Origin of the sequence: Pseudomonas sp. MSSRFD41 (assembly GCF_014230245.1) — a bacterium.
Lineage (GTDB): Bacteria > Pseudomonadota > Gammaproteobacteria > Pseudomonadales > Pseudomonadaceae > Aquipseudomonas > Aquipseudomonas piscis.
In genome coordinates this window covers 52,019-74,979 of sequence record NZ_JACKZK010000027.1, presented here as the reverse complement: position 1 = coordinate 74,979, position 22,961 = coordinate 52,019, and the positions used below count along the sequence as shown (strand labels likewise).

19 protein-coding genes, 1 tRNA gene and 1 riboswitch are annotated in these 22,961 nt (G+C 62.6%); of the genes, 1 reads left to right on the top strand and 19 read right to left on the bottom strand.

The window, feature by feature from the left end; all coding sequences use genetic code 11:
• Positions 1–134: 134 nt before the first annotated feature.
• From H7A76_RS27810 to ltaE, 5 genes are all read right to left on the bottom strand, one after another.
• Positions 135–225, bottom strand: a tRNA-Ser gene (locus H7A76_RS27810).
• A gap of 62 nt (positions 226–287) precedes the next feature.
• Complete coding sequence (csrA, locus tag H7A76_RS27805) at positions 288–476, bottom strand: carbon storage regulator CsrA (RefSeq protein WP_002554426.1); 189 nt, start codon at positions 474–476, stop codon at positions 288–290.
• A gap of 187 nt (positions 477–663) precedes the next feature.
• The gene (locus tag H7A76_RS27800; protein ID WP_053137032.1) at positions 664–1,905 is read right to left on the bottom strand and encodes an aspartate kinase; all 1,242 of its coding nucleotides are present in this window, start codon (positions 1,903–1,905) and stop codon (positions 664–666) included.
• 96 nt (positions 1,906–2,001) lie between these two features.
• Entirely contained in the window at positions 2,002–4,626 is a 2,625-nt protein-coding gene (alaS, locus tag H7A76_RS27795) for an alanine--tRNA ligase (RefSeq protein ID WP_185701489.1), read from the bottom strand.
• A 146-nt stretch (positions 4,627–4,772) separates the two neighbouring features.
• Positions 4,773–5,777 carry a low-specificity L-threonine aldolase gene (gene ltaE, locus H7A76_RS27790; protein ID WP_185701488.1) on the bottom strand — a complete coding sequence of 335 codons (1,005 nt, stop codon included), beginning with the start codon at positions 5,775–5,777 and terminating at the stop codon, positions 4,773–4,775.
• 213 nt (positions 5,778–5,990) lie between these two features.
• Positions 5,991–6,161, top strand: a riboswitch (FMN riboswitch).
• Between the two features lie 120 nt (positions 6,162–6,281).
• Here ltaE and H7A76_RS27785 point away from each other — a divergent pair.
• A complete protein-coding gene (locus H7A76_RS27785; RefSeq protein ID WP_185701487.1) occupies positions 6,282–6,791 on the top strand; it encodes a 6,7-dimethyl-8-ribityllumazine synthase in 510 nt (169 codons plus the stop codon).
• Positions 6,792–6,843: 52 nt separating this feature from the next.
• Here H7A76_RS27785 and astE read toward each other — a convergent pair whose 3' ends face one another.
• The 14 genes from astE to acs all read right to left on the bottom strand — a co-directional run bounded on the left by astE (position 6,844) and on the right by acs (position 22,900).
• Positions 6,844–7,854 (bottom strand): succinylglutamate desuccinylase, encoded by a 1,011-nt coding sequence (gene astE, locus H7A76_RS27780; RefSeq protein ID WP_185701486.1) that lies wholly within the window; start codon positions 7,852–7,854, stop codon positions 6,844–6,846.
• Positions 7,855–7,866: 12 nt separating this feature from the next.
• Positions 7,867–8,154 carry a hypothetical protein gene (locus H7A76_RS27775; protein WP_022640322.1) on the bottom strand — a complete coding sequence of 96 codons (288 nt, stop codon included), beginning with the start codon at positions 8,152–8,154 and terminating at the stop codon, positions 7,867–7,869.
• A 56-nt stretch (positions 8,155–8,210) separates the two neighbouring features.
• The gene (astB, locus tag H7A76_RS27770) at positions 8,211–9,557 is read right to left on the bottom strand and encodes an N-succinylarginine dihydrolase (protein WP_185701485.1); all 1,347 of its coding nucleotides are present in this window, start codon (positions 9,555–9,557) and stop codon (positions 8,211–8,213) included.
• Positions 9,558–9,729: 172 nt separating this feature from the next.
• Positions 9,730–11,199: a succinylglutamate-semialdehyde dehydrogenase gene (gene astD, locus H7A76_RS27765; RefSeq protein ID WP_185701490.1), complete on the bottom strand. Its 1,470-nt coding sequence runs from the start codon at positions 11,197–11,199 to the stop codon at positions 9,730–9,732.
• Entirely contained in the window at positions 11,196–12,221 is a 1,026-nt protein-coding gene (astA, locus tag H7A76_RS27760; RefSeq protein ID WP_185701484.1) for an arginine N-succinyltransferase, read from the bottom strand. The genes astD and astA overlap by 4 nt, the downstream gene beginning before the upstream one ends.
• Positions 12,222–12,306: 85 nt before the next feature.
• On the bottom strand, positions 12,307–13,326 hold the full coding sequence (gene aruF / locus H7A76_RS27755) for an arginine/ornithine succinyltransferase subunit alpha (RefSeq protein ID WP_022640326.1): 1,020 nt from the start codon (positions 13,324–13,326) through the stop codon (positions 12,307–12,309).
• A gap of 133 nt (positions 13,327–13,459) precedes the next feature.
• Positions 13,460–14,680 (bottom strand): aspartate aminotransferase family protein, encoded by a 1,221-nt coding sequence (locus H7A76_RS27750; protein WP_185701483.1) that lies wholly within the window; start codon positions 14,678–14,680, stop codon positions 13,460–13,462.
• A 405-nt stretch (positions 14,681–15,085) separates the two neighbouring features.
• Positions 15,086–16,066 (bottom strand): transcriptional regulator ArgR, encoded by a 981-nt coding sequence (gene argR / locus H7A76_RS27745; protein ID WP_185701482.1) that lies wholly within the window; start codon positions 16,064–16,066, stop codon positions 15,086–15,088.
• A 113-nt stretch (positions 16,067–16,179) separates the two neighbouring features.
• A complete protein-coding gene (locus H7A76_RS27740) occupies positions 16,180–16,944 on the bottom strand; it encodes an ABC transporter ATP-binding protein (protein ID WP_185701481.1) in 765 nt (254 codons plus the stop codon).
• 23 nt (positions 16,945–16,967) lie between these two features.
• Entirely contained in the window at positions 16,968–18,080 is a 1,113-nt protein-coding gene (locus tag H7A76_RS27735) for a succinylglutamate desuccinylase/aspartoacylase family protein (RefSeq protein ID WP_185701480.1), read from the bottom strand.
• A gap of 1 nt (position 18,081) precedes the next feature.
• A complete protein-coding gene (locus H7A76_RS27730) occupies positions 18,082–18,780 on the bottom strand; it encodes an ABC transporter permease (RefSeq protein ID WP_185701479.1) in 699 nt (232 codons plus the stop codon).
• Positions 18,777–19,466, bottom strand: coding sequence for an ABC transporter permease (locus H7A76_RS27725; protein ID WP_185701478.1), 690 nt, complete (start codon positions 19,464–19,466; stop codon positions 18,777–18,779). Before H7A76_RS27725 ends, H7A76_RS27730 begins: the two co-directional genes overlap by 4 nt.
• Before the next feature lie 91 nt (positions 19,467–19,557).
• Complete coding sequence (locus tag H7A76_RS27720) at positions 19,558–20,334, bottom strand: ABC transporter substrate-binding protein (protein WP_185701477.1); 777 nt, start codon at positions 20,332–20,334, stop codon at positions 19,558–19,560.
• Between the two features lie 610 nt (positions 20,335–20,944).
• Positions 20,945–22,900, bottom strand: a complete 1,956-nt coding sequence (gene acs / locus H7A76_RS27715) for an acetate--CoA ligase (protein ID WP_185701476.1) — start codon at positions 22,898–22,900, stop codon at positions 20,945–20,947.
• Between the last annotated feature and the right edge of the window lie 61 nt (positions 22,901–22,961).

The following is a 22,961-nucleotide window of genomic DNA, read 5'->3' as shown; positions in this document are numbered from 1 at the left end:
TACTCTATCCAGCTGAGCTACGAGTGCATTTGTTGCGCCGCATTATAGCCCGTCGAATCATCTTGTTAAGCACTTTTTCTAGTAAATTCAATAACTTACAGAAAAAGCCAGATTACAACGTACTAAGCAAATAATGGCGGAGAACGGGGGATTCGAACCCCCGACACCCTTTTGAGGTGTACTCCCTTAGCAGGGGAGCGCCTTCGGCCACTCGGCCAGCTCTCCGCAACACGGGGCGTATATTAACCACCTTTCTCCCCGTTTGCAAACAAAAAAAACGAGAAAAATTAATGGCTTGGTTCTTCGTCCTTCTCTTTCTTGATCCGCAGGTAGATTTCCTCACGGTGGACCGCCACTTCTTTGGGGGCGTTGACACCAATACGCACTTGATTACCTTTGACGCCGAGCACCGTCACGGTGATTTCGCCATCACCGATGATCAAGCTTTCTGCGCACCGACGAGTCAGAATCAACATACCTTTCTCCTCACGCATTACATTTCAGGGACTACAGTCTGCAAAAAAAAGGGTGTTGGCCTACAACCGGGTCGGCAGTAGTCCTACACGCCTAAGTATTGACTAGCGTGGACGAAAGAACAGCTTTCTTCCACGCCGATCAAAAACACAAAGGGCGCGGTCAGACCGCGCCCCTTTCAAACACGCGTCACTCGCCCTGTCGGGCTGGCGCGTCGAGCTCGAAGGCGGTGTGCAGGGCACGTACCGCCAGCTCCAGGTATTTCTCTTCGATCACGACCGAAACCTTGATCTCGGAAGTGGAGATCATCTGGATATTGATGCTCTCCTTGGCCAGCGCCTCGAACATCCGGCTGGCTACGCCCGCATGGGAACGCATGCCGACACCGACGATGGAGACCTTGGCGATATCGGTATCGCCAACCACTTCCCGGGCACCGATTTCACGCGCGGTATTTTCCAGCACGTTCTGGGCAGCCAGGTAGTCGTTGCGGTGCACAGTGAAGGTGAAATCGGTGGTGTTATCGTGCGAAACGTTCTGCACGATCATGTCGACTTCGATGTTCGCTGCGCTGATAGGGCCAAGAATCTTGAAGGCCACGCCAGGATTGTCTGGCACGCCACGGATAGTCAGCTTGGCTTCATCGCGGTTAAAAGCGATGCCGGAAATGATCGGCTGTTCCATGGATTCCTCTTCATCAATAGTAATGAGGGTGCCCGGACCCTCCTGGAAGCTGTGCAACACGCGCAGCGGAACGTTGTACTTGCCGGCGAACTCGACCGCACGGATCTGCAACACCTTGGAACCCAGGCTGGCCATTTCCAGCATTTCTTCGAAGGTGATCTTGTCCAGGCGCTGAGCCCTGGCCACCACGCGCGGATCGGTGGTGTAGACGCCATCCACATCGGTATAGATCTGGCACTCGTCGGCCTTCAAGGCCGCCGCCAGGGCCACACCGGTAGTGTCGGAACCGCCACGCCCCAGGGTAGTGATATTGCCGTGCTCGTCGACCCCCTGGAAACCGGCCACCACGACCACACGACCGGCCTTGAGGTCGGTGCGGATCTTCTGGTCATCGATCTGCAGGATCCGCGCCTTGGTGTGCGCGCTGTCGGTCAGGATGCGTACCTGGTTACCGGTATAGGACACCGCCGGGATACCACGCTTGATCAGTGCCATGGCCAGCAAGGCGATGGTCACCTGCTCACCGGTGGACACGATCACATCCAGTTCACGGGGAACCGGTGGGGCTTCGCCACTGATCTGCTTGGCCAGATCGATCAGGCGGTTGGTTTCGCCACTCATAGCCGACAACACGATCACCAGGTCGTCGCCAGCTTCGCGGAACTTCTTCACCTTGTCGGCAACCTGCTCGATCCGCTCGATTGAGCCGACCGAAGTGCCGCCAAATTTCTGTACGATCAAAGCCATTTTCTAAGCCGCCTCAGCCCGTCAAGGGGCGCCCGTTAAACAATCAAACTGCGCAGCGCAAGGACCCGCCACTAGACGGCGGGTCCGGTCGGCGCCTTAAATGCCTTGCTCGACAAAGGGCACGGTCAGGGCCAGCGCGGCATCCAGCGCAGCAGCGTCGACGCCGCCACCTTGTGCCATGTCTGGACGACCACCGCCCTTACCGCCCACTGCCGCAGCGGCCTGCTTCATCAAATCACCGGCTTTGAGTTGGCCAGTCAGGTCCTTGGTTACGCCAGCAACCAGCACGACCTTTTCCTCATGGACACTGCCGAGCAGGATCACTGCGCGACCGAGTTTGTTTTTCAACTGATCCACCAGCGCCAGCAGCGCCTTGCCGTCCTGGCCATCGAGACGCGCAGCCAGCACCTTCACGCCCTTGACGTCCTGGGCCTGGGCCGACAGGTCATCACCGGCCGCAGCGGCGGCCTTGGCTTGCAGCTGCTCGAGTTGTTTCTCCAGCAGACGGTTGCGCTCCAGCACCGCCGACAGCTTGTCGATCAGGTTGTCACGGCTGCCCTTGACCAGGACCGCCGCTTCCTTGAGCTGCTCTTCCCCGGCATTGAGGTAGGCCAGGGCCGCAGCGCCGGTGACTGCCTCGATACGCCGCACGCCGGAGGCCACGCCACCTTCGCTGGTGATCTTCAACAGGCCGATGTCGCCGGTACGGTTGGCGTGGATACCACCGCACAACTCGACCGAGAAGTCGCCGCCCATGCTCAGCACACGCACGCTATCGCCATACTTCTCGCCGAACAGCGCCATGGCGCCCTTCTTCTTGGCGGTGTCGATATCGGTTTCTTCGGTTTCCACCGCGGTGTTCTTGCGGATCTCGGCGTTGACGATATCTTCCAGCGCCTTGATCTGCTCTGGCTTGATCGCTTCGAAGTGACTGAAGTCGAAGCGCAGGCGCTGGCTGTCCACCAGCGAGCCCTTCTGCTGCACATGTTCGCCCAGCACCTGGCGCAGCGCGGCGTGCAGCAAGTGGGTAGCCGAGTGGTTCAGCGAAGTGGCGTGACGCACATCGGCATCGACCTGCGCGTCAACCGAGGCGCCGACGCTCAGGCTGCCCTGGGCCAGCACACCGTGGTGCAGGAAGGCACCACCGGTCTTGATGGTGTCACGTACGTCGAAACGTGCATTGCCAGCCGTCAGGAACCCGCAGTCGCCAACCTGGCCGCCGGATTCGGCATAGAACGGAGTCTGGTCGAGGATCACCACGCCCTCCTCGCCTTCGCCCAGCACGTCGACCGATTGCCCATCCTTATAGAGAGCGACCACTTTGGCCGCGCCGCTGGTGGCCTGATAACCGGTGAACTCGGTGGCTACATCGACCTTGACCAGGCTGTTGTAGTCCATGCCGAAGGAGCTGGCGGAACGAGCGCGTACACGCTGGGCCTCCATCTCGCGCTCGAAACCTTCCTCGTCCAGGGTCAGGTTGCGCTCGCGGGCGATGTCGCCGGTCAAGTCCATGGGGAAGCCGTAGGTGTCATAGAGCTTGAACACCACATCGCCCGGAACCACGCTGCCCTTGAGTTCGGCCAGGTCCTGCTCGAGGATGCGCAGGCCCTGCTCCAGGGTCTTGGCGAACTGTTCTTCTTCAGCCTTGAGCACGCGCTCGATATGCGCCTGCTGGCTCTTGAGCTCAGGGAAGGCTTCGCCCATCTCGGCCACCAGCGCGGCGACGATCTGGTAGAAGAAGCTGCCCTTGGCGCCCAGCTTGTTGCCGTGGCGGCAAGCGCGGCGAATGATCCGGCGCAGCACATAGCCGCGACCTTCGTTGGACGGCAGTACGCCATCGGCAATCAGGAAACCGCAGGAGCGGATGTGGTCGGCCACCACTTTCAGCGAGGCCTGGCCGTCGTTGCTGCAACCGATCGCCTTGGCCGCGGCGGCCAGCAGGTTCTGGAACAGGTCGATCTCGTAGTTCGAATGCACGTGCTGCAATACGGCACTGACACGCTCCAGGCCCATGCCGGTATCCACCGACGGCGCTGGCAGCGGGTGCAGCACGCCGTCGGCGGTGCGGTTGAACTGCATGAAGACGTTGTTCCAGATCTCGATGTAGCGGTCGCCGTCTTCTTCCGGCGAGCCGGGTGGGCCGCCCCAGATATCGGCGCCGTGATCGTAGAAGATCTCGGTGCAAGGGCCGCAAGGACCGGTGTCGCCCATGGTCCAGAAGTTGTCGGAGGCGTAAGGCGCGCCCTTGTTGTCACCGATGCGCACCATGCGCTCGGCCGGCACCCCGACTTCCTTGGTCCAGATGTCGTAGGCCTCGTCGTCGGTGGCGTAGACGGTGACCCAGAGCTTTTCCTTCGGCAGGTTCAGCCACTTCTCGGAAGTCAGGAAGGTCCAGGCGAAGGTGATGGCGTCACGCTTGAAATAGTCGCCGAAGCTGAAGTTGCCCAGCATCTCGAAGAAGGTGTGGTGACGGGCGGTGTAACCGACGTTTTCCAGGTCGTTGTGCTTGCCACCGGCGCGGACGCACTTCTGGCTGCTGACAGCGCGGGTGTACGCGCGCTTTTCCTGGCCCAGGAAGCAGTCCTTGAACTGGTTCATCCCCGCGTTGGTGAACAGCAGGGTTGGGTCGTTGCCTGGGATCAAGGAGCTGGAGGCTACACGGGTGTGGCCCTGCTCTTCGAAGAAGCGGAGGAAGGCTTCACGGATTTCTGCGCTTTTCATTAGGTTCTTCCACGGAGACTGCGGCCAAAGGCCTGTGCGCAACGTCAACAGACGAAACGACGGCAAAGGGCCGCATTATATCGGCGTTAATCACTTGGTACAGCGTGTTTGTACGATACAAACAGTCAATTGGACGGAGAACACTGTCACTTACGGGAAAACTCGGCAAAGGTGCCCACCACTTGGTCGATTTGCCCGCGATCGACGTCCAGGTGGGTCACCAGGCGCATCCGCGGCGCGGCGCTCAAACGCACGCCCCGCTCACCGGCAAAGGCCTTGAGGGCTGCGGCTCGCTCGCCCAGTTGCACATAGACCATGTTGGTTTGTACCGGCTCGACGCTGTAGCCCACCTCGCGCAAACCTTCGGCCAGCAAACGGGCGTTGGCATGGTCGTCCGCCAGGCGCTGCACCTGATGATCCAGGGCGTACAGGCCAGCGGCCGCTAATCCACCGGCCTGGCGCATGCCGCCACCGACCATCTTGCGCAGGCGCCGGGCCTTGCCGATCAGCTCGCTGGAACCGCACAACACCGAGCCCACCGGTGCCCCCAGGCCCTTGGACAGGCACACCGACACCGAGTCGAAGTGTTCGCTGATCAGCCGTGCATCGACGCCCAGTTGCACGGCCGCGTTGTACAGCCTGGCCCCGTCCAGGTGCAGGGCCAGGCCGTGCTCGCGACTGAAGGCGCGTGCCTGGGCCAGGTAGGCCAGCGGCAGCACCTTGCCTTGCATGGTGTTTTCCAGGGCCAGCAGGCGGGTGCGGGCGAAATGGAAATCGTCGGGCTTGATCGCCGCCGCCACCTGGCCCAGGTCCAGCGAACCATCGGCCTGGACCTCCAGCGGCTGCGGCTGGATCGAGCCCAGCACCGCCGCGCCGCCGCCCTCGTATTTGTAGGTATGGGCCTGCTGCCCGACGATGTATTCGTCGCCACGGTCGCAGTGGGCCATCAACGCCAGGAGATTGCTCATGGTGCCGGAGGGCACGAACAGCGCCGCGGCGAACCCCAGGCGCCGGGCCAGCTCGGCTTCCAACTGGTTGACCGTCGGATCCTCGCCGTACACGTCGTCCCCGGTGCGGGCGCTGGCCATGGCATCGAGCATGCCGGGAGTCGGCTGGGTCACGGTGTCACTACGAAGATCGATCACGCTCATCACATCTGGCCTCGCTGCTGGACCCTCAGGCCCGGTTAAGACAGGGAATTCCCTTTCGGACATGAATTACTGCCGTCTCACCCCCGAATAATCAAGCAACAACTTTAGAAAAAACTGATCCTGAGCACGAAAAATCCGACAAGAACCAAAAGGTACGATGTTTTCCTGGGCAGACTGTGTTAAAAATCCACCGCCCGGGCCAACGCCACGGGCAAACGTTCTCAGGGCGGGGTGCAATTCCCCACCGGCGGTAATTGCGCGCAATGTGCATAGCCCGCGAGCGCTTGGCACCATCGGCAGCTTGCCTGCAGGTGATGACAAGGTCAGCAGACCCGGTGTGATCCCGGGGCCGACGGTCATAGTCCGGATGAAGAGAGAACGGGATTAGCGCCGAAGGGCCGCTGCCGAACTGTCGTGGGAGAACCACGCGGGTCTTGCGCGCACCCTTGAATCCCATTCGATTCATGCATGCCCTGTTTTTCATACAAACAGGAGTCAGAACAGATGCAACTCTCTGCTATCGATAGCAAAAGCAAACACCACCCCAACGAACGCGTCGCCTTCGTCCAGGCCTGCTGGCACAAGGAGATCGTCGACCAGAGTCGCCAGGGCTTCATCAGCGAAATGCTCGCCCAGGGTTACCAGGAAAGCGATATCGACTGCTTCGAGGTCGGCGGCGCCTTCGAAATCCCGTTGCAAGCCAAGCTGCTGGCCAAGTCCGGTCGCTATACCGGGATCGTCGCTGCCGGCCTGGTGGTGGACGGTGGCATCTACCGTCACGACTTCGTCGGCCAGGCGGTGATCAACGGGCTGATGCAGGTGCAATTGGAAACCGAAGTGCCGGTGTTCTCGGTGGTGCTGACCCCCCATCATTTCCATGCGGGGGAAGAACACCAGAAGTTCTTCTTCGAACACTTCGTGATCAAGGGGCGGGAGGCGGCCATCACCTGCGCCGACACCCTGAACAAGACTCGCGCCCTGCGCCGTAACGAACAACGCGCAGTCGCGGTGTAAGGGCTGCAATAGGGTTGCCCGCGATGGCGGTCAACCCTGCTGACTAGCAGTATCAGCCCAGGCCATCGGCCGTGGCCGGTACGATCAGGATCCCGGCACGCAGGCCATTCTTGACCTTGGGATTGGGGAAAATGATCCGCGCCCCCTTCTCCTCGATGACCCAGCGGGTCTGGGCGATGTCCTCGGCCAGCAGGTAACCCATCTCCAGCTCGGAAAAGTTCTCCACGTCCGCCGGCAAGTGCAGTTGAAAGCTGTCGCTGTGCTTGATCACTTCCCGAGAGACACTGAACAACTTCAACCCTTCAAGGCTGTCCTGCTCCGCAGGTGGCTCGCTGCCCTCGATCAGTTGCTTGAGGCGAGTTTCCAGGCGCTCGACGTTGACCCCCTGGTTCTGCCCGAACGGCCGGGCCTTGCCCAGTTCCAAGGTGAAGGACTCGGCCCCCAGTTGATCGTAGGTGTAAGCGCTGAATACGATGGAAGGCTTGTTCTGCAACAACACCGCCTCCATGCCGCAGGCCCGCAGGCGTGCCAGCTGGCGGCGTGAATGCTGGCGCCCGTCCTTCCACGGATACAGGGCGAACTGCTCGATCTTCGAACCGCGAATGGCCGTGTGCAAGTCGTAGTGCAAGCGCTCGCGCCCCGGCAGGCTGAAGAAGCTCGCCGCCAGGCGCTCCAGCTCACAGGCGCGCAGGGCCTCATGCCCACTGCTCTGCTCATGCCGGCCATTGAACAGGCGATTGACGTCCTGTTCGACGAAACGCTCGCCGCGGCGCATGGCCTCGGGGTTGCCGAACAGGAACAGGAGACGGGCGCGGGGTTTCAGGTCGCCCCGGGCGATGTCATGCAACAGGCGGTCGAGCAACTCGATGGGAGCGGTCTCGTTGCCATGGATCCCGGCGGACAACAACAGATCCAGGCCGTTGTCGCGCGCCTCGGGCGGGCGCACTTCCAGCGCCCCCTCGCTTAGCCAGCGCATGCGCACGCCGTCGACAGTCAGTTGAGTCTTCTCTGCCGGCTCACGGCCGGCGAGGGTCAGTTCAAGCAGTTTGCCGAGGGCGAGCATAAAACGCGTTCCTTAGTGGGCGTGGCCGCAGCCAGGGCCGTGCACGTGATCGTCGTCGCCAGCGTCGGCCGGCTCCATTTCCAACTGCAGGCTGACCAGGTTGGTCGCCAGTGGGCGCAACAGCAGGCTGGCGTACTCCTCGTCGCCCTCCTCCACATCCACGCCAATCAGCAACTGGCCACGGCCGTCCTGCTGGATCCACACTTCCTTGCCTTGCCACAGCACCGCAAAACGGGTGCAGGAGGTTTCCTGTTGGGCGCCTTCGGCATCTTCAAGGATCAGTTGCAGGGTATCGCTCATGGGTCGGTTCTCGTCTGGGGTGAAGCACCGCACCCGGATCGTCCGGGTGCGGGCCGTCAATTGATCTGGAAAGGATAAACCGCGCCCAGTCTAAGGATTTGCGTCAGCTCATCCAATGCCGTGCGACACTCGACCAGCAACTGCGGGTCCGCCAGGTCGGCTTCGGTGAGACGATCGCGGTAATGCTTGCCGACCCACTGGGTCAGGGTCTCGTACAGCGGCGCGGTCATGATCACGCCTGGGTTGACCGCCGCCAGCTCGGACTCGTTGAGCGCCACGCGCAAGCGCAGGCACGCCGGGCCACCGCCGTTCTGCATGCTCTGCTTGAGGTCGAAGACCTTCACTTCACGGATCACGCCACCGGAGCTGGTGAGGTTTTGCAGGTATTGCCAGACCCGCTCGTTGTTACGGCACTCTTCCGGCACGATCAGCAGCATGCTGCCATCGGCACGAGACAACAGCTGGCTGTTGAACAGATAGGAGCGTACCGCGTCCTCCACCGTCACCTGGGAGCGCGGCACGCAGACCGCCTGGAAGTTACCGCCACGCTTGCCCAGCTTGGCCTGCAGTTCGGCCAGCAGCTTGCCGGTCTCGAGGAAGGCGTCCTCGTGGTAGAACAGCACCTCGCCGTTGCCCACGGCGATCACGTCGTTATGGAACACGCCCTGGTCGATCACCGCCGGGTTCTGCTGGGCGTAGACCACTCCGTCCTCGTCCAGGCCATGTAGCCGGGCCACGGCCTGGGATGCTTCCAGGGTCTGGCGCGCCGGGTACTTCTGTGGCGTCGGGTAGCGATTGTCGAAGGCACTGCGACCGAAGACGAAGAACTCGACGCCAGCCTGGCCGTAGTCACGGCAGAAGCGCGTGTGGTTGGCCGCGCCTTCGTCACCGAACTGCGCCACTGCCGGCAGGGCGGCGTGGTGGGCGAAGCGCTTCTGGTCGGCGAACATCGCCCTCAGCACCCGGCTGGTGGTCGGGTGCTCGATGCTGCGGTGGTACTTGCAGTTGAGGTTGGCGGCGGTGAAGTGCACGCGGCCGTCGGCCGTGTCGGCGCTCGGGCTCACGGTGGCGGCGTTGGCCACCCACATGCTCGAAGCCGAGCAACTGGCGACCAGCAACGGCATGGCCTGCTTGGCCGCCTGCTGGATGACCTGCGCATCGCTCCCGGCAAAACCCAGGCTGCGCAGCGCGGCCACGTCCGGACGCTCCTGCGGGGCGAGCACACCCTGCTGGAAACCCATGTCCATCAGCGCCTTCATCTTCGCCAGGCCCTGCAGCGCCGCTTCCTTGGGATTGGAGCCCTGCTGGCTGTTGCTCTGGGAGGCGACGTTGCCGTAGGACAAACCGCCGTAGTTATGGGTCGGCCCCACTAGACCGTCAAAATTGACTTCATAGGATTTCATCAGCGAGGCTCCACGAATCTGCTTGTTATAGGCATCGATATCAGTACAGGTCTTGAGGCCGCCGACGCCCGTTTCAAAAGACGTTCGCAGCCTGCGGCAGCGGCCTCATCGACGCCCCACCGCTGTTTGCAGCCGCTGCCGTGGAGCGCCAGGGGCGCACCACGGCATCTCATCAATCCAGGCGCACGCCCGGGGTCAGCGCTCCCGGCAAGGCCAGGCTCGGAGTCTCCAGGGACGCGACCGGATACGCGCAGTAGTCCGCCGCGTAATAGGCGCTGGCCCGATGGTTGCCCGAGGCTCCCACGCCACCGAATGGCGCGCTGCTGGCGGCGCCGGTCAACTGCTTGTTCCAGTTGACGATCCCGGCCCGGCTCTGCAGCCAGAACTGCTGGTAGCGCTCTTCGGAATCCGACAGCAAGCCGGCCGCCAGGCCGTACTGGGTGTTGTTGGCCTCGGCGATGGCGCCATCGAAATCAGCGTAGCGGATCACCTGCAACAACGGCCCGAACAGCTCCTCGTCAGGTCGCTCGGCCACCGCGGTGACATCCAGGATCCCCGGGGTCAGCAGTGCGGCCTGGGCCTGGGGTTGGGTCATCTCCAGCAAGGCCACGGCGCCATTGGCCAACAACTGGCGCTGGGCATCCAGCAGTGACTGGGCGGCGCCCAGGGAGATCACCGAGCCCATGAACGGCGCCGGTTGCTGGTCGAAGGCACCCACCTCGATGCTCGAGCTGACCGCCACCAGGCGCGCCAGCAGAGAGTCGCCCCAGGCGCCGGTCGGCACCAGCAGGCGACGGGCACAGGTGCAGCGCTGGCCAGCCGAGATGAAGGCGGACTGGATGATGGTGTACACCGCCGCATCCAGGTCCGCGACCTGGTCCACCACCAGCGGGTTGTTCCCGCCCATCTCCAGGGCCAGGATCTTGTCCGGGCGACCGGCGAACTGCTGGTGCAGGTGGTTGCCGGTACGGCTGGAACCGGTGAAGAACAGGCCATCGATCCCCGGGTTGGCGGCCAAGGCGATTCCGGTTTCCCGGGCGCCCTGCAACAGGTTGAGCACGCCCGCCGGCAGGCCGGCCTCGATCCAGCACTGGACCGTCAGCTCGGCGACCTTGGGCGTCAGCTCGCTGGGCTTGAACAGCACGCTGTTACCCGCCAGCAGCGCCGGCACTATGTGGCCATTGGGCAGGTGACCAGGGAAGTTGTAGGGGCCGAACACCGCCACCACGCCATGGGGCTTGTGCCGCAGCACGGCAGTGGCGTCGCCCAGCGGGCCGCTCTTCTCGCCGGTGCGTTCACGGTAGCTCTGCACCGAGATGGCGATCTTGTTGACCATGCTGGTCACTTCCGTGGTCGCTTCCCACAACGGCTTGCCGGTTTCCTCGCCAATGCAGCGGGCCAGTTCGTCGGCACGGGCCTTGAGGCCGGCAGCGAAGGCTTCGAGCACGCCGATGCGCTCCTCCAGGGAACGCTTGGCCCAGGCCGGGAATGCCTGGCGTGCAGCTTGTACTGCGCTGTCCACCTGCGCAGGTGTTGCACCGTTGCCGGACCAGATGACCTCCTGGGTCACCGGATTGACCGAGGTGAAGGCTTCACCCTGGCCGGCCAGCCATTGGCCGGCGATGTACAGCGTGCTCATTATTTCGACTCCCGAGAAGCAGACAGCGGAACCGCGCGGACCTGGTCGCCGGCGTTGAGTTGCAGGCGCTTGGCGGTCAGCGGATCGACCACCAGGGTGCCCGAGGCGAAGCGCGCCGGCGCCGCGGTGATACGGCACTCCTCACGCTTGCGGTTGTGGATCAGGAATGGCGTGGCATCGTCGCCCGGGGTGCCGATGGCCAATACCAGCGCCTGGCTGTCGCGCATCGCGCGGATCTTGCTGGTCTCGCACTCCACCGCCGGGCCGGCATCGAAGATGTCGACATAACCCTGGTAGCTGAAACCCTCGCTCTTGAGCATGGCCAGGGCCGGCTCGGTGTCGGTGTGGACCTTGGCGATGACGTTGCGCGCGTCCTCGGAAAGAAAGCAGGTGTAGAGCGGGAACTTGGGCATCAGTTCGGCGATGAAGGCCTTGTTACCGACACCGGTGAGGTAGTCCGCCTGGCTGAATTCCATCTTGAAGAAGTGCCGGCCCAGGCTTTCCCAGAATGGCGAACGCCCCTGCTCGTCGGACATGCCACGCATCTCGGCGATGATCTTGTTGCCGAACAGCTGCGGGAACTCGGCGATGAACAGCATCCGCGCCTTGGCCAACATGCGGCCGTTGAGACCGCTGCGATAGTCGGCATGCAGGAACAACGAGCACAGTTCGGAGTTGCCAGTCAGGTCGTTGGCCAGGAACAGCGTCGGGATCTCGCGGTAGATGTTCAGCTCCTGGGAGGCGCTGACGGTCAGGCCGACCCGGAAGTTGTACCAGGGCTCACGCAGGCCGACCGCACCGGCGATGGCGGAAATCCCCACCACGCGGCCGTTGTCGTCTTCCAGCACGAACAGGTAGTCCGCATCGCCACGCTCGGCTTCACCGCGAAAGGTCTTTTCCGCCCAGCCGACCCGATGGGTCAGGCGCTCTTCGTTGGCCGGCAAGGTGGTGAGGCCGGTGCCAGTGCTGCGGGCCAGGTCGATCAGCGCGGGTAAATCGCTGCTGCGTACGGGACGAACGATCATGCTATCTCCTCAGACGGACGCCTTTGACGGCATCCGCGAAACTCGCTGCTTTGCAGACAGGCCTTCCAGGGTCTGGAGGCCGCCGTTAAACCGCCACCAGGCGCACGCTAGCACCTTCGCCGACACCCAGGGCCTCGGCTGCTTGCAGATCCAGGGTCACCGGCTTGCCGGGGGCGTAGTCCAGCTCCAGCAGCACTGCGCGGTAGTCCTGCAACTGGCCATTGGCGACCAGGTACTGGCGACCGCCGCCCTTGAGCGCCTCGCCGATCTTCACCGGCACCACGCGGCTCTGGGCGATCGAGCGGATCCCGGAAACCCGCGCATGCAGGGTCGGGCCGCCGTCGAAAATATCGATGTAGTGATCGGTCTCGAAACCTTCGCGCATCAGGATGTCGAAGGTGATCTGCGCCCGCGGATGCACCTGGCCCATGGCTTCCTGGGCGGCGTCCGGCAACAGCGGCACGTAGATCGGGTAGTGCGGCATCAGCTCGGCCAGGAAGGTCCGGCTCTTGAGGCCGCACAGGCGTTCGGCCTCGGCATAGTTGAGGTCGAAGAAGTTGCGGCCGATGGCGTCCCAGAACGGCGAATCGCCATTCTCGTCGCTATAACCGACGATCTCGGTCACCACCGAATCGGCGAAACGCTCCGGATGGCCAGCCACGAACAGCAGGCGGCCACGGGAATTGAGCTCGGCCCAGGGCGTGCCCACCAGGTCGCGGACCACATAGAAACTGGTCAGCAGGCTGTTGCCGGTGAGGTCGTGGCACTGGGACAGGACATGAATCTTGTTGTGGATCTTCAGCTCGCGGGACGCATGGACGAAGGTTTCGTTGCGAAAGCTGTAGAACGGCTCGGAGTAGCCCGCCGAGGCAACGATGGCCGAGCAGCCCACCAGCTTGCCGCTCGCGGTGTCCTCGAGGACGAAGAAGTAGCTCTCTTCGCCGTTGAAGCTCACCTCCGCGGCGAACGAAGCCTCGCTCGCGGCGATCTTGTCGCGCAGGCGATCCACATCATCCGGCAAGGAGGTGACACCAATCGGGCTGTCTGCAGCCAGACGCTGTACCTCGCCCAGATCGGCCATTTGCGCGGGGCGCATCACCAGCATGGTGTCACTCCTTACTCTAGAACAGGGTCGGAAACCGTCCGACTCAGGGAAAAAAATGCCGGGATAGCCCGGCACAGGAATTAGTGCTCGACGCCGGGAAAAGCACCGGCGCCGAGAAGTCCCACCGCCTGGATCAGGCTTGGGTCAGTTTCGCCACGGCGCGCTCGAAGCGGTCCAGGCCCTGGTCGATATCCGCATCCTCGACCACCAGGCTCGGGGCGAAACGCACCACGTCCGGACCGGCCTGCAGGATCATCAAGCCTTCTTTCTCGGCCGCGTTGAACACGTCCTTGGCCTTGCCTTTCCAGGCATCGCTGAGTACGCAGCCGAGCAGCAGGCCCAGGCCGCGGATTTGCGTGAACAGGCCGTACTTGGCGCCGATCTGCGACAGGCGGGTCTTGAAGCGATCATGCTTGGCCTTGACGCCATTGAGCACTTCAGGGGTGTTGATCACGTCCATGACCGCACCGGCCACGGCACAAGCCAACGGGTTACCGCCGTAGGTGGTGCCGTGGGTGCCGACCACCAGGTGCTTGGCCAGCTCTTCGGTGGTCAGCATCGCCGCGATCGGGAAGCCACCGCCCAGGCTCTTGGCGCTGGTGAGGATGTCCGGCGTCACGCCGTAGTGCTGGTAGGCGAACAGCTCGCCGCAGCGCCCCATGCCGGTCTGCACCTCGTCGAACACCAGCAGCGCGTTGTGCTGGTCGCACAACTCGCGGGCACCTTGCAGGTAGGCCAGCTCGGCCGGCAACACCCCGCCCTCGCCCTGGACCGGCTCCAGCACCACCGCGCAGGTCTTGTCGGAGATCGCGGCTTTCAGCGCGGCCAGGTCGTTGTACGGCACATGGGTGATGCCGGTGATCTTCGGACCGAAGCCATCGGAGTACTTGGCCTGGCCACCGACATTGACGGTGAACAGGGTGCGGCCGTGGAAGCTGTTGAGCGCCGCGATGATTTCGTACTTCTCGGCGCCGAAACGATCATGGGCCACGCGACGGGCCAGCTTGAAGGCGGCCTCGTTGGCTTCCGCACCGGAGTTACAGAAGAATGCGCGCTCGGCGAAGGTGGCGTCGATCAGCTTGTGGGCCAGGCGCAGGGCCGGCTCGTTGGTGAAGACGTTGGAAACATGCCACAGCTTGTTCGCCTGCTCGGTCAGGGCTCCCACCAGGGCCGGATGGGCATGCCCCAGCACGTTGACCGCGATGCCGCCGGCGAAGTCGATCAGTTCCCGGCCAGCCTGGTCCCAGACTCGAGACCCCGCGCCGCGCACAGGAATGAAAGCCGCAGGTGCGTAGTTGGGAACCATCACCTGGTCGAAATCGGCGCGTTGCACCGGGGCTTGCTCAACGGACATCGGAGTCTCCTGAAGAGGAACACCCGCCTGGAACTGGCGAGCGATGGAGGGATTGTAAGGACAGTTTTCTGCCCGGCCTTGTCGCCAAGCGACAACTTCTTATAGCGCCAACCCCGGTTTTTCGCGGGTTTATGGCAATGCGACAAATTGCGTCGCAAAGGCGCAGTTTAAACTGCGGGGCGCCTGAACGGCAGGTTTGCCGGGCTAATTATCCGCCTGGCCGGCAGCCCCACCCACACCCACTCTTGAGCCGCTGCCGCAGGCTGCGACCAGGCACGCAGCGCCGATGAAAGCGGCAACGAAGACCCAAATGGCCTTGGCGGCCGATGCCAAGCCGCACGCAGCCTTCGGCAGCGGTCGCCCAAGGCTTCGAACCGCTGCTTGCGAGTACAAAAAAGAATGGGGTCAGCCGCGCTCGGCGGGTACGGAAGAGAGCTCGAACGGGCTGCTGCTGCGCCGCTGATTGCGGTCTTCCCGCGGGGTGGCGCCAAAGAAGTTGCGATAGGCGCTGGAGAAATGCGGGCCGGAGGAGAAGCCGCAGGACAGGCCGATCTGGATGATCGATTTGCTGGTCTGCATCAGCATCTGCCGCGCTTTGTTCAGGCGCAGTTCCAGGTAGTACTGGCTCGGCACGCGGTTCAGGTACTGCTTGAAGATCCGCTCCAGCTGGCGCCGGGACACGCAGACATGCTGGGCGATTTCGTCGGTGGTCAACGGCTCCTCGATATTGGCTTCCATCAGCAACACCGCCTGGGTCAGCTTCGGATGGCTGGAGCCCAGGCGGTTCTGCAACGGAATACGCTGGCGTTCGCCACCTTCGCGGATGCGCTCGACCACCAGTTCCTCGGACACCGCGCCAGCCAGCTCCGCACCGTGATCCCGGGCCAATACCGCCAGCAGCAGGTCCAGCACCGACATGCCGCCACAGGCGGTCAGCCGATCGCGATCCCAGTCGAACAGGTGGCTGGTGGCGATGACCTTGGGAAAACGCTCGGCGAAATCGTCCTGCCAGCGCCAGTGCACCGCTGCCCGATAGCCATCCAGCAACCCCAGCTGGGCCAACGGATAGACCCCGGCCGACAACCCGCCGACCACACAACCGGCGCGCACCAGTTGCTTGAGCGCGGCGCCCAGCGCCGAACCCACCGGCGCCGGAGGTTCATCGGCCAGCAGGAACAGTTTCTGGCACCCCTCCAGCTTGCCCGCCCAAGGCTCGCCCGGCAGTTGCCAGGTACCTTCCACGGCAGGCTCGGCCTGGAGGAAAGCCAACTCATAGACCACTTCCGGATGGACCCGCTGGGCGACGCGCAAGGCCTCCTCGGCCAGCGCCAGCGTCAAGGCTTTAGTGCTGGGCCAAATCAGGAAACCAATTCGATGGGCAGTCATGGCGGGCGATCCGAAACGAAAAACAGTAGGAGAAGCCAAAGGCGGCAGCACCAAGTTAGACCATCTGGCGCAGGGCGCTCAGCATGACCTAATTTGGTGCATAACGGCAGCGATTACTTGAGGCTGCCGGAGAGGAATTGTTGCAAACGTTCTGATTGCGGATTCACCAGCACTTCCCGTGGATTGCCGCTTTCTTCCACCAGGCCCTTGTGCAGGAACACCAGCTGGTTGGACACCTCGCGGGCAAAGCCCATCTCGTGAGTCACCACCACCATGGTCCGGCCTTCCTGGGCCAGGGATTGCATGACCTTCAACACGTCGCCCACCAGCTCCGGGTCCAGGGCCGAGGTCGGCTCGTCGAACAGCATCACCTCAGGCTCCATGGCCAAGGCCCGGGCGATCGCCACGCGCTGCTGCTCACCGCCGGACATATGCCCCGGGTAGGCATCCTTGCGATGCGCCACGCCGACCTTGGCCAGGTAGTGCTCGGCCTTCTCGCGGGCTTCGGCCTTGGGCACGCCCAGCACATGCACCGGGGCTTCCATGATGTTTTCGATGGCGGTCATGTGCGACCACAGGTTGAAGTGCTGGAACACCATCGACAGGCGCGAGCGCATGCGCTGCAACTGCTTGGGATCGGCGGCCTTGAGGGCACCGTCCTTGTTGGCCACCAGCTTCAGCTCTTCATTGTTCAGCAGGATCTTCCCGGCATGGGGCTGCTCCAGCAGGTTGATGCAACGCAGGAAGGTACTCTTGCCCGAGCCACTGGAGCCGATGATGCTGATCACATCGCCGGCCGCGGCCTTCAGGGACACGCCCTTGAGCACTTCATGGCTGCCATAGCGCTTATGCAGGTCTTGGACTTCAAGTTTGTACATGCGGTCGGTTCTCACAAAAACAGTCAGTCGTTGAGCAAGCGCCCGTGACGCAGCGCTTCGCGCCCCGCCACCTTGGCCAGCCAGAAACCGGGTTGGGCATAACGCAGCCGCTCAACGGCGAACAGCACGCCGCTGGTGCCAGCACACACCGTGCTGACCCGATCGGATAGAGGATCAATCACTTCAAAAAGCGGCTCGCCCACTTCCACCCAACTACCGGCCGGACGCAGGAAGCTCACCACGCCAGGATGCGGCGCATACAACAATTCAGTGCCTTCGAAGGGCATGCCCTCGCAAGCTTCACGCTCTGGCGCCGGCCACTGCCCGGCAATCAGCCCCTGCTCGGCAAGGAACGCCAGGATGCCTTCGGCATGCGCCTCGGCCTGGGGCCGGCCAGTATCGGCCTGGCCACCCAGTTCAAGCGTGGTCGCCAGGCAGGCCAGGGGAATCTGTGCCTCGGGGAACTGCCGCGACAAGCGCAACCAGGGCAGTGAACAGGCTTCGTCGAACGAACTGCCACCAGAATCTTCCGCCAGCAGGCCGACCCGCACATCCAGGTGAGCCGCCAGGGAACGCCATTGCGGCCAATGCTGCGGCAAGGCATACATGTGCAGCGCCGCCTCGGTATCGCAATGCAAATCCAGCACCACATCGGCGCTACAGGCATGCGCCAGCAACACCCGCTGAATGCCCTGCAACTGGCTGGCGGCGGGCGGCAACTCGGCCAGCACCTCACTCATGGCCTGACGGATCAGTTGCACGTTGGCGTGGGCATCGTCACCCAGGCGCCCTTGCAGGCGCTGGGCCACCGGCACGCTGAGCTCGACAAAATCGCGATTGAAGTTCTTGCCACTGCCGGCTTCGAAACGCCCCTGGTGATTGCCTTGCAGCAACTGCCCAAGCCCCAGGGGATTGGCCACTGGCACCAGCTCGATGACCCCCTTGAGGGCGCCCTGGGCTTCCAGCTCGGCCAGGCGTTTCTTCAGTTCCCAGGCGGTCCGCATGCCAGGCAGTTCGTCTGCGTGCAGGCTGGCCTGGATATAGGCCTTGCGCTCCCCGCTGCCGAAACGGAATACCGAGATGCTGCGCTCGCTGCCCAGGTGGCTCCAGGGCAATGGATGATCGATACGTTCCATATCAGTGCTTCCGCGGCGCCAGGTAGCGCAGCCAGCGGCCTTCGGCCAGCTTGAACAGGCGCACCAGGATGAAGGTCAGGCACAGGTAGAAGACGCCGGCGGTGATGTAGGCCTCGAACGGCAGGTAGTACTGCGCGTTGACGGTACGGGCCGCGCCAGTGATGTCGATCAGGGTGACGATGGAGGCCAGGCTGGTGGTCTGCAGCATCATGATCACTTCGTTGCTGTACTGCGGCAGCGCACGGCGCAGGGCCGACGGCAGGAGGATGCGGCGATACATCTTGTAGCGCGACATGCCCATGGCCTTGGCCGCCTCGATCTCGCCATTGGGCGTGGCCTTGAGGCTGCCAGCGATGATCTCGGCGGTGTAGGCGCTGGTGTTGATGGCGAAGGCCAGGCAGGCACAGAAGGTCGCGCTGGACAGCCAGGGCCAGAGGAAGCTTTCACGCACGACCTCGAACTGGGCCAGGCCGTAGTAGATCAGGAACAGTTGCACCAGCATCGGGGTGCCACGGATCACGTAGGTGTAGAGCCAGGCGGTCATGTTCACCAGCGGCTGCTTGGATACGCGCATCAGCCCCAGGGGCAGCGCCACCAGCAAGCCGAAGAACAGCGACAGCGCCAGCAGTTTCAAGGTGGTCAGCAGGCCGCTGAAATACAGCGGCAAGGCATCATAGATGACGTTGTAGTCGAAGATCATAGATCAGCCGCCCTTACGCCTACCGAGTAGCGCTTCTCAAGGTGACGCAGCGCCAGCAACGAGACACTGGTAATCACCAGGTACATGGCCGCCACCGCAAGGAAGAAGGTGAAAGGCTCGCGGGTGGCATCCGCCGCCTGCTTGGCCTTGAACATCATGTCTTGCAGGCCCACCACGGAAATCAGCGCGGTGGCCTTGGTCAGCACCAGCCAGTTGTTGGTGAAGCCGGGAATCGCCAGGCGGATCATCTGCGGCACCAGCACCCGGAAGAACACTTGCGCGCTGCTCATGCCGTAGGCCATGCCGGCCTCCGCCTGCCCCCTCGGAATCGCCATGAAGGCGCCACGGAAGGTTTCCGACAGGTAGGCTCCGAAGATGAAACCCAGGGTACCGATACCGGCAGCCAGCGGGTTGAGGTCGATGTAGTCGTCGTAGCCCAGCAACGGTGCCACACGATTGAGCAGGTCCTGGCCGCCGTAGAAGATCAGCAGGATCAGTACCAGATCGGGAATGCCACGGATCACCGTGGAGTACAGGTCGCCCAGCCAGGCCAGCCAGCGTACTGGCGAGAGGCGCAGCGCGACCCCGATCAGACCTAGAACGATGGCCAGGGCCATGGACGACAAGGCGAGCTGAAGCGTCAGCCAAGCGCCATCGAGGATGACAGCCCCGTAGCCTTTCAACATGATTCAGGTCCTCGAAAATTGGGATGAAAAAATGGCGCAAACTTCAGAGATTCTGCTGCTTGCGCCATCTCGGACTGACAGATTCGACGGATTACTTGCCGTAGATATCGAAGTCGAAGTACTTGTCCTGGATTTCCTTGTATTTGCCATTCTCGCGAATGGCGGCGATGGCGGCGTTGATCTTCTCCAGATCGGCCTTGTCGCCCTTGCGCACGGCGATCCCTACGCCGTCGCCGAAGTACTTGACGTCGGTGAAGGCCGGACCGACGAAGGCAAAGCCCTGGCCGGCATCGGTCTTCAGGAAACCGTCATTCAACAGGGTAGCGTCCGCCACGGTACCGTCGAGGCGACCGGCCGCTACATCCAGGTAGATTTCGTTCTGCGAGCCGTATGGCTTGATCTGGGCGCCCAGGGGAGCCAGGACCTCACGAGCGAAGCGCTCGTGGATCGAGCCGCGCTGCACGCCGATATTCTTGCCCTTGAGCTCGGCCATGCCGTCGCTGACCTGGGTCCCGGCCTTCATCACCAGGCGCGCAGGTGTGTTGTAGTACTTGTTGGTAAAGTCCACGGACTTGCGGCGATCGTCGGTGATCGACATGGAAGACAGGATCGCGTCGATCTTGCGCACCTTCAGTGCCGGGATCAGGCCATCGAACTCTTGCTCGACCCACACGCACTTGACCTTCATCTGCTCGCACAGGGCATTGCCGATGTCGTAGTCGAAACCGACGATGCTGCCATCCGGAGCCTTGGAGGCGAATGGAGGGTAAGCCGCTTCGATACCAATTTTCAGGGGCTTTTCGTCGGCGACGGTTGGCAGGGACAGCACGGACAGTGCCAGGGCGCCAAGAAGCACGAGTTTCTTCATTCTTAGAACTCCATCGGTAAAGGGCGAAAACGGCAGAGTGAGCAACAGCCCAATATGCGAATGGGTGAACCCTCAATAGCGGCGCTGCGTCCTGGAAAGCCCGGAAAGGGACTCACATACAGGTAACGACGAGCGAGTGACCGGCATTCTAACGACAGGCCGGAAGCCGATATTTCCTCAATGCGACAACAAATTACAGAAGCACCGAGAACGCCGGGGCGGCATATTGACAGCTCTTCAGGATTATGCAAGAGCAAAAGACAGTGAACCGATCTACGTTGCAAATTGCGGGCCTATTATTCGCAAAGCCTTCTATTCCGGCAAGCGCAGCGTAATACCTTATTTTTAATATGGGTATAAAAGGCCCTGAAACGGGGCCAGACGTTTCCCATCGCCCCGAAATTGGGCGCAGGGTTACACCTTCGTCCAATCCGGTAACATTCAGATACGTCTACCGGGCAAACCGATATTTATTCGTCCCCGAGCCGACCGGGCAACTGCGCGGAAAGCGCCAGCACAGAGGCTTCGCCCTCCTCCAGAGGGTTTATCCGGGCCATGAAAAAGCCCCGCCCGGCATCGCCGGACGGGGCTCATCGAACCAGAAGGCGTCTCAGGCGACGTTCATGGTCTTGTGGGTGTCGATCAGGTGCTGCACCACGCTCGGGTCGGCCAGGGTGGAGATATCACCCAGGCCCTCGTACTCCGCCGTCGCAATCTTGCGCAGGATCCGCCGCATGATCTTGCCGGAGCGGGTCTTGGGCAGGCCTGGCGCCCACTGGATGACATCCGGCGAGGCGATCGGGCCGATCTCCTTGCGCACCCAGTTCTTCAGCTCGGCGCGCAGGGCTTCGCTCGGCTCCTCACCGCCATTGAGGGTCACATAGACATAAATGCCCTGGCCCTTGATGTCGTGAGGCACGCCCACCACCGCCGCTTCGGCGACTTTCGGATGAGCGACCATCGCGCTCTCGATCTCCGCGGTGCCCATGCGGTGCCCGGAGACGTTGAGCACATCGTCCACGCGCCCGGTGATCCAGTAGTAGCCGTCCTCGTCGCGACGCGCACCGTCACCAGTGAAATACATGCCACGGAAGGTCTTGAAGTAGGTATCGACGAACCGGTCATGGTCGCGGTACAGGGTCCGCGCCTGGCCCGGCCAGGAATCGAGGATCACCAGGTTGCCCTCGGCGGCGCCTTCGATGATGTTCCCCAGGTTGTCCACCAGGGCCGGCACCACGCCGAAGAATGGCCGCGCCGCGGAACCCGGCTTCAGCGCATGGGCGCCGGGCAGCGGGCTCATCAGGGTCGCACCGGTCTCGGTCTGCCACCAGGTGTCGACGATCGGGCAACGGGACTGGCCGACATTCTTGTAGTACCAGTCCCAGGCTTCCGGGTTGATCGGCTCGCCCACCGAACCCAGCAGGCGCAGGCTGCTGCCATCGGCGCCTTCGCAAGCCGCGGTGCCCGAGGCCATCATGGCGCGGATCGCGGTCGGAGCGGTGTAGAGGATGTTGACCTTGTGCTTGTCGACGATCTTCGCCACCCGGGTCACGTCCGGATAGTTGGGTACGCCTTCGAACAACACGGTGGTAGCGCCGTTGGCCAGCGGCCCGTAGACGATATAGGTGTGGCCAGTGACCCAGCCCACGTCAGCGGTGCACCAGTAGACTTCGCCCGGACGGTAGTCGAAGACCCGCTCATGGGTCAGCGATGCATACAGCAGGTAACCACCGGTGGTGTGCTGCACACCCTTGGGCTTGCCGGTGGAGCCTGAGGTATAGAGGATGAACAAGGCCTCTTCGGCCCCCATTTCCTTCGGCGCGCAAACACTGCCGGCAACCTTCATCAGGTCCTCGTACCAGATGTCGCGATGCTGGTTCCACTTGATGTCGCCACCGGTGCGCTTGCACACGATGACCTTCTGGATGCTGTTGGTTTCCGGGTTGGTCAGGGCGTCGTCGACATTGGCCTTGAGCGGGATCTTCTTGCCGGCACGGATGCCTTCGTCGGCGGTGATCACCACTTTCGAACGGCAGTCGATGATGCGACCGGCCAGGGCCTCCGGCGAGAAGCCGCCGAATACCACCGAGTGGATCGCGCCGATACGGGTACAGGCCAGCATGGCCACCACCGCCTCGGGGATCATCGGCATATAGATAGTCACCACGTCGCCACGGTGCACATCCTGGCCACGCAGGGCGTTGGCGAACTTGCAGACTTCTTCATGCAGTTCGCGGTAAGTGATATTGCGGCTCTCGGAAGGGTCGTCGCCCTCCCAGATGATCGCTACCTGATCGCCACGCTCGGCAAGGTGGCGGTCAAGGCAGTTGTAGGAGACGTTCAGGGTGCCATCGGCGAACCACTTGATATCGACATGATGATCGTCGAAGGAGGTCTGCTTCACCGTGGTAAAAGGCTTGATCCAGTCGAGACGCTTACCCTGCTCGCGCCAGAAACCGTCCGGGTTCACGACCGACTGCTGGTACATGGCCTTGTAGGTCGCCTCGTCAGTCAGCGTCTTGGCCAGAACCTCGGGACGAACGGGATACACAGAAGCCGCACTCATCTTTCTTACCTCGGTGACATAGTTGTTTTTGTATGACCCCGTTGTAGCCGGGGGACGCCTA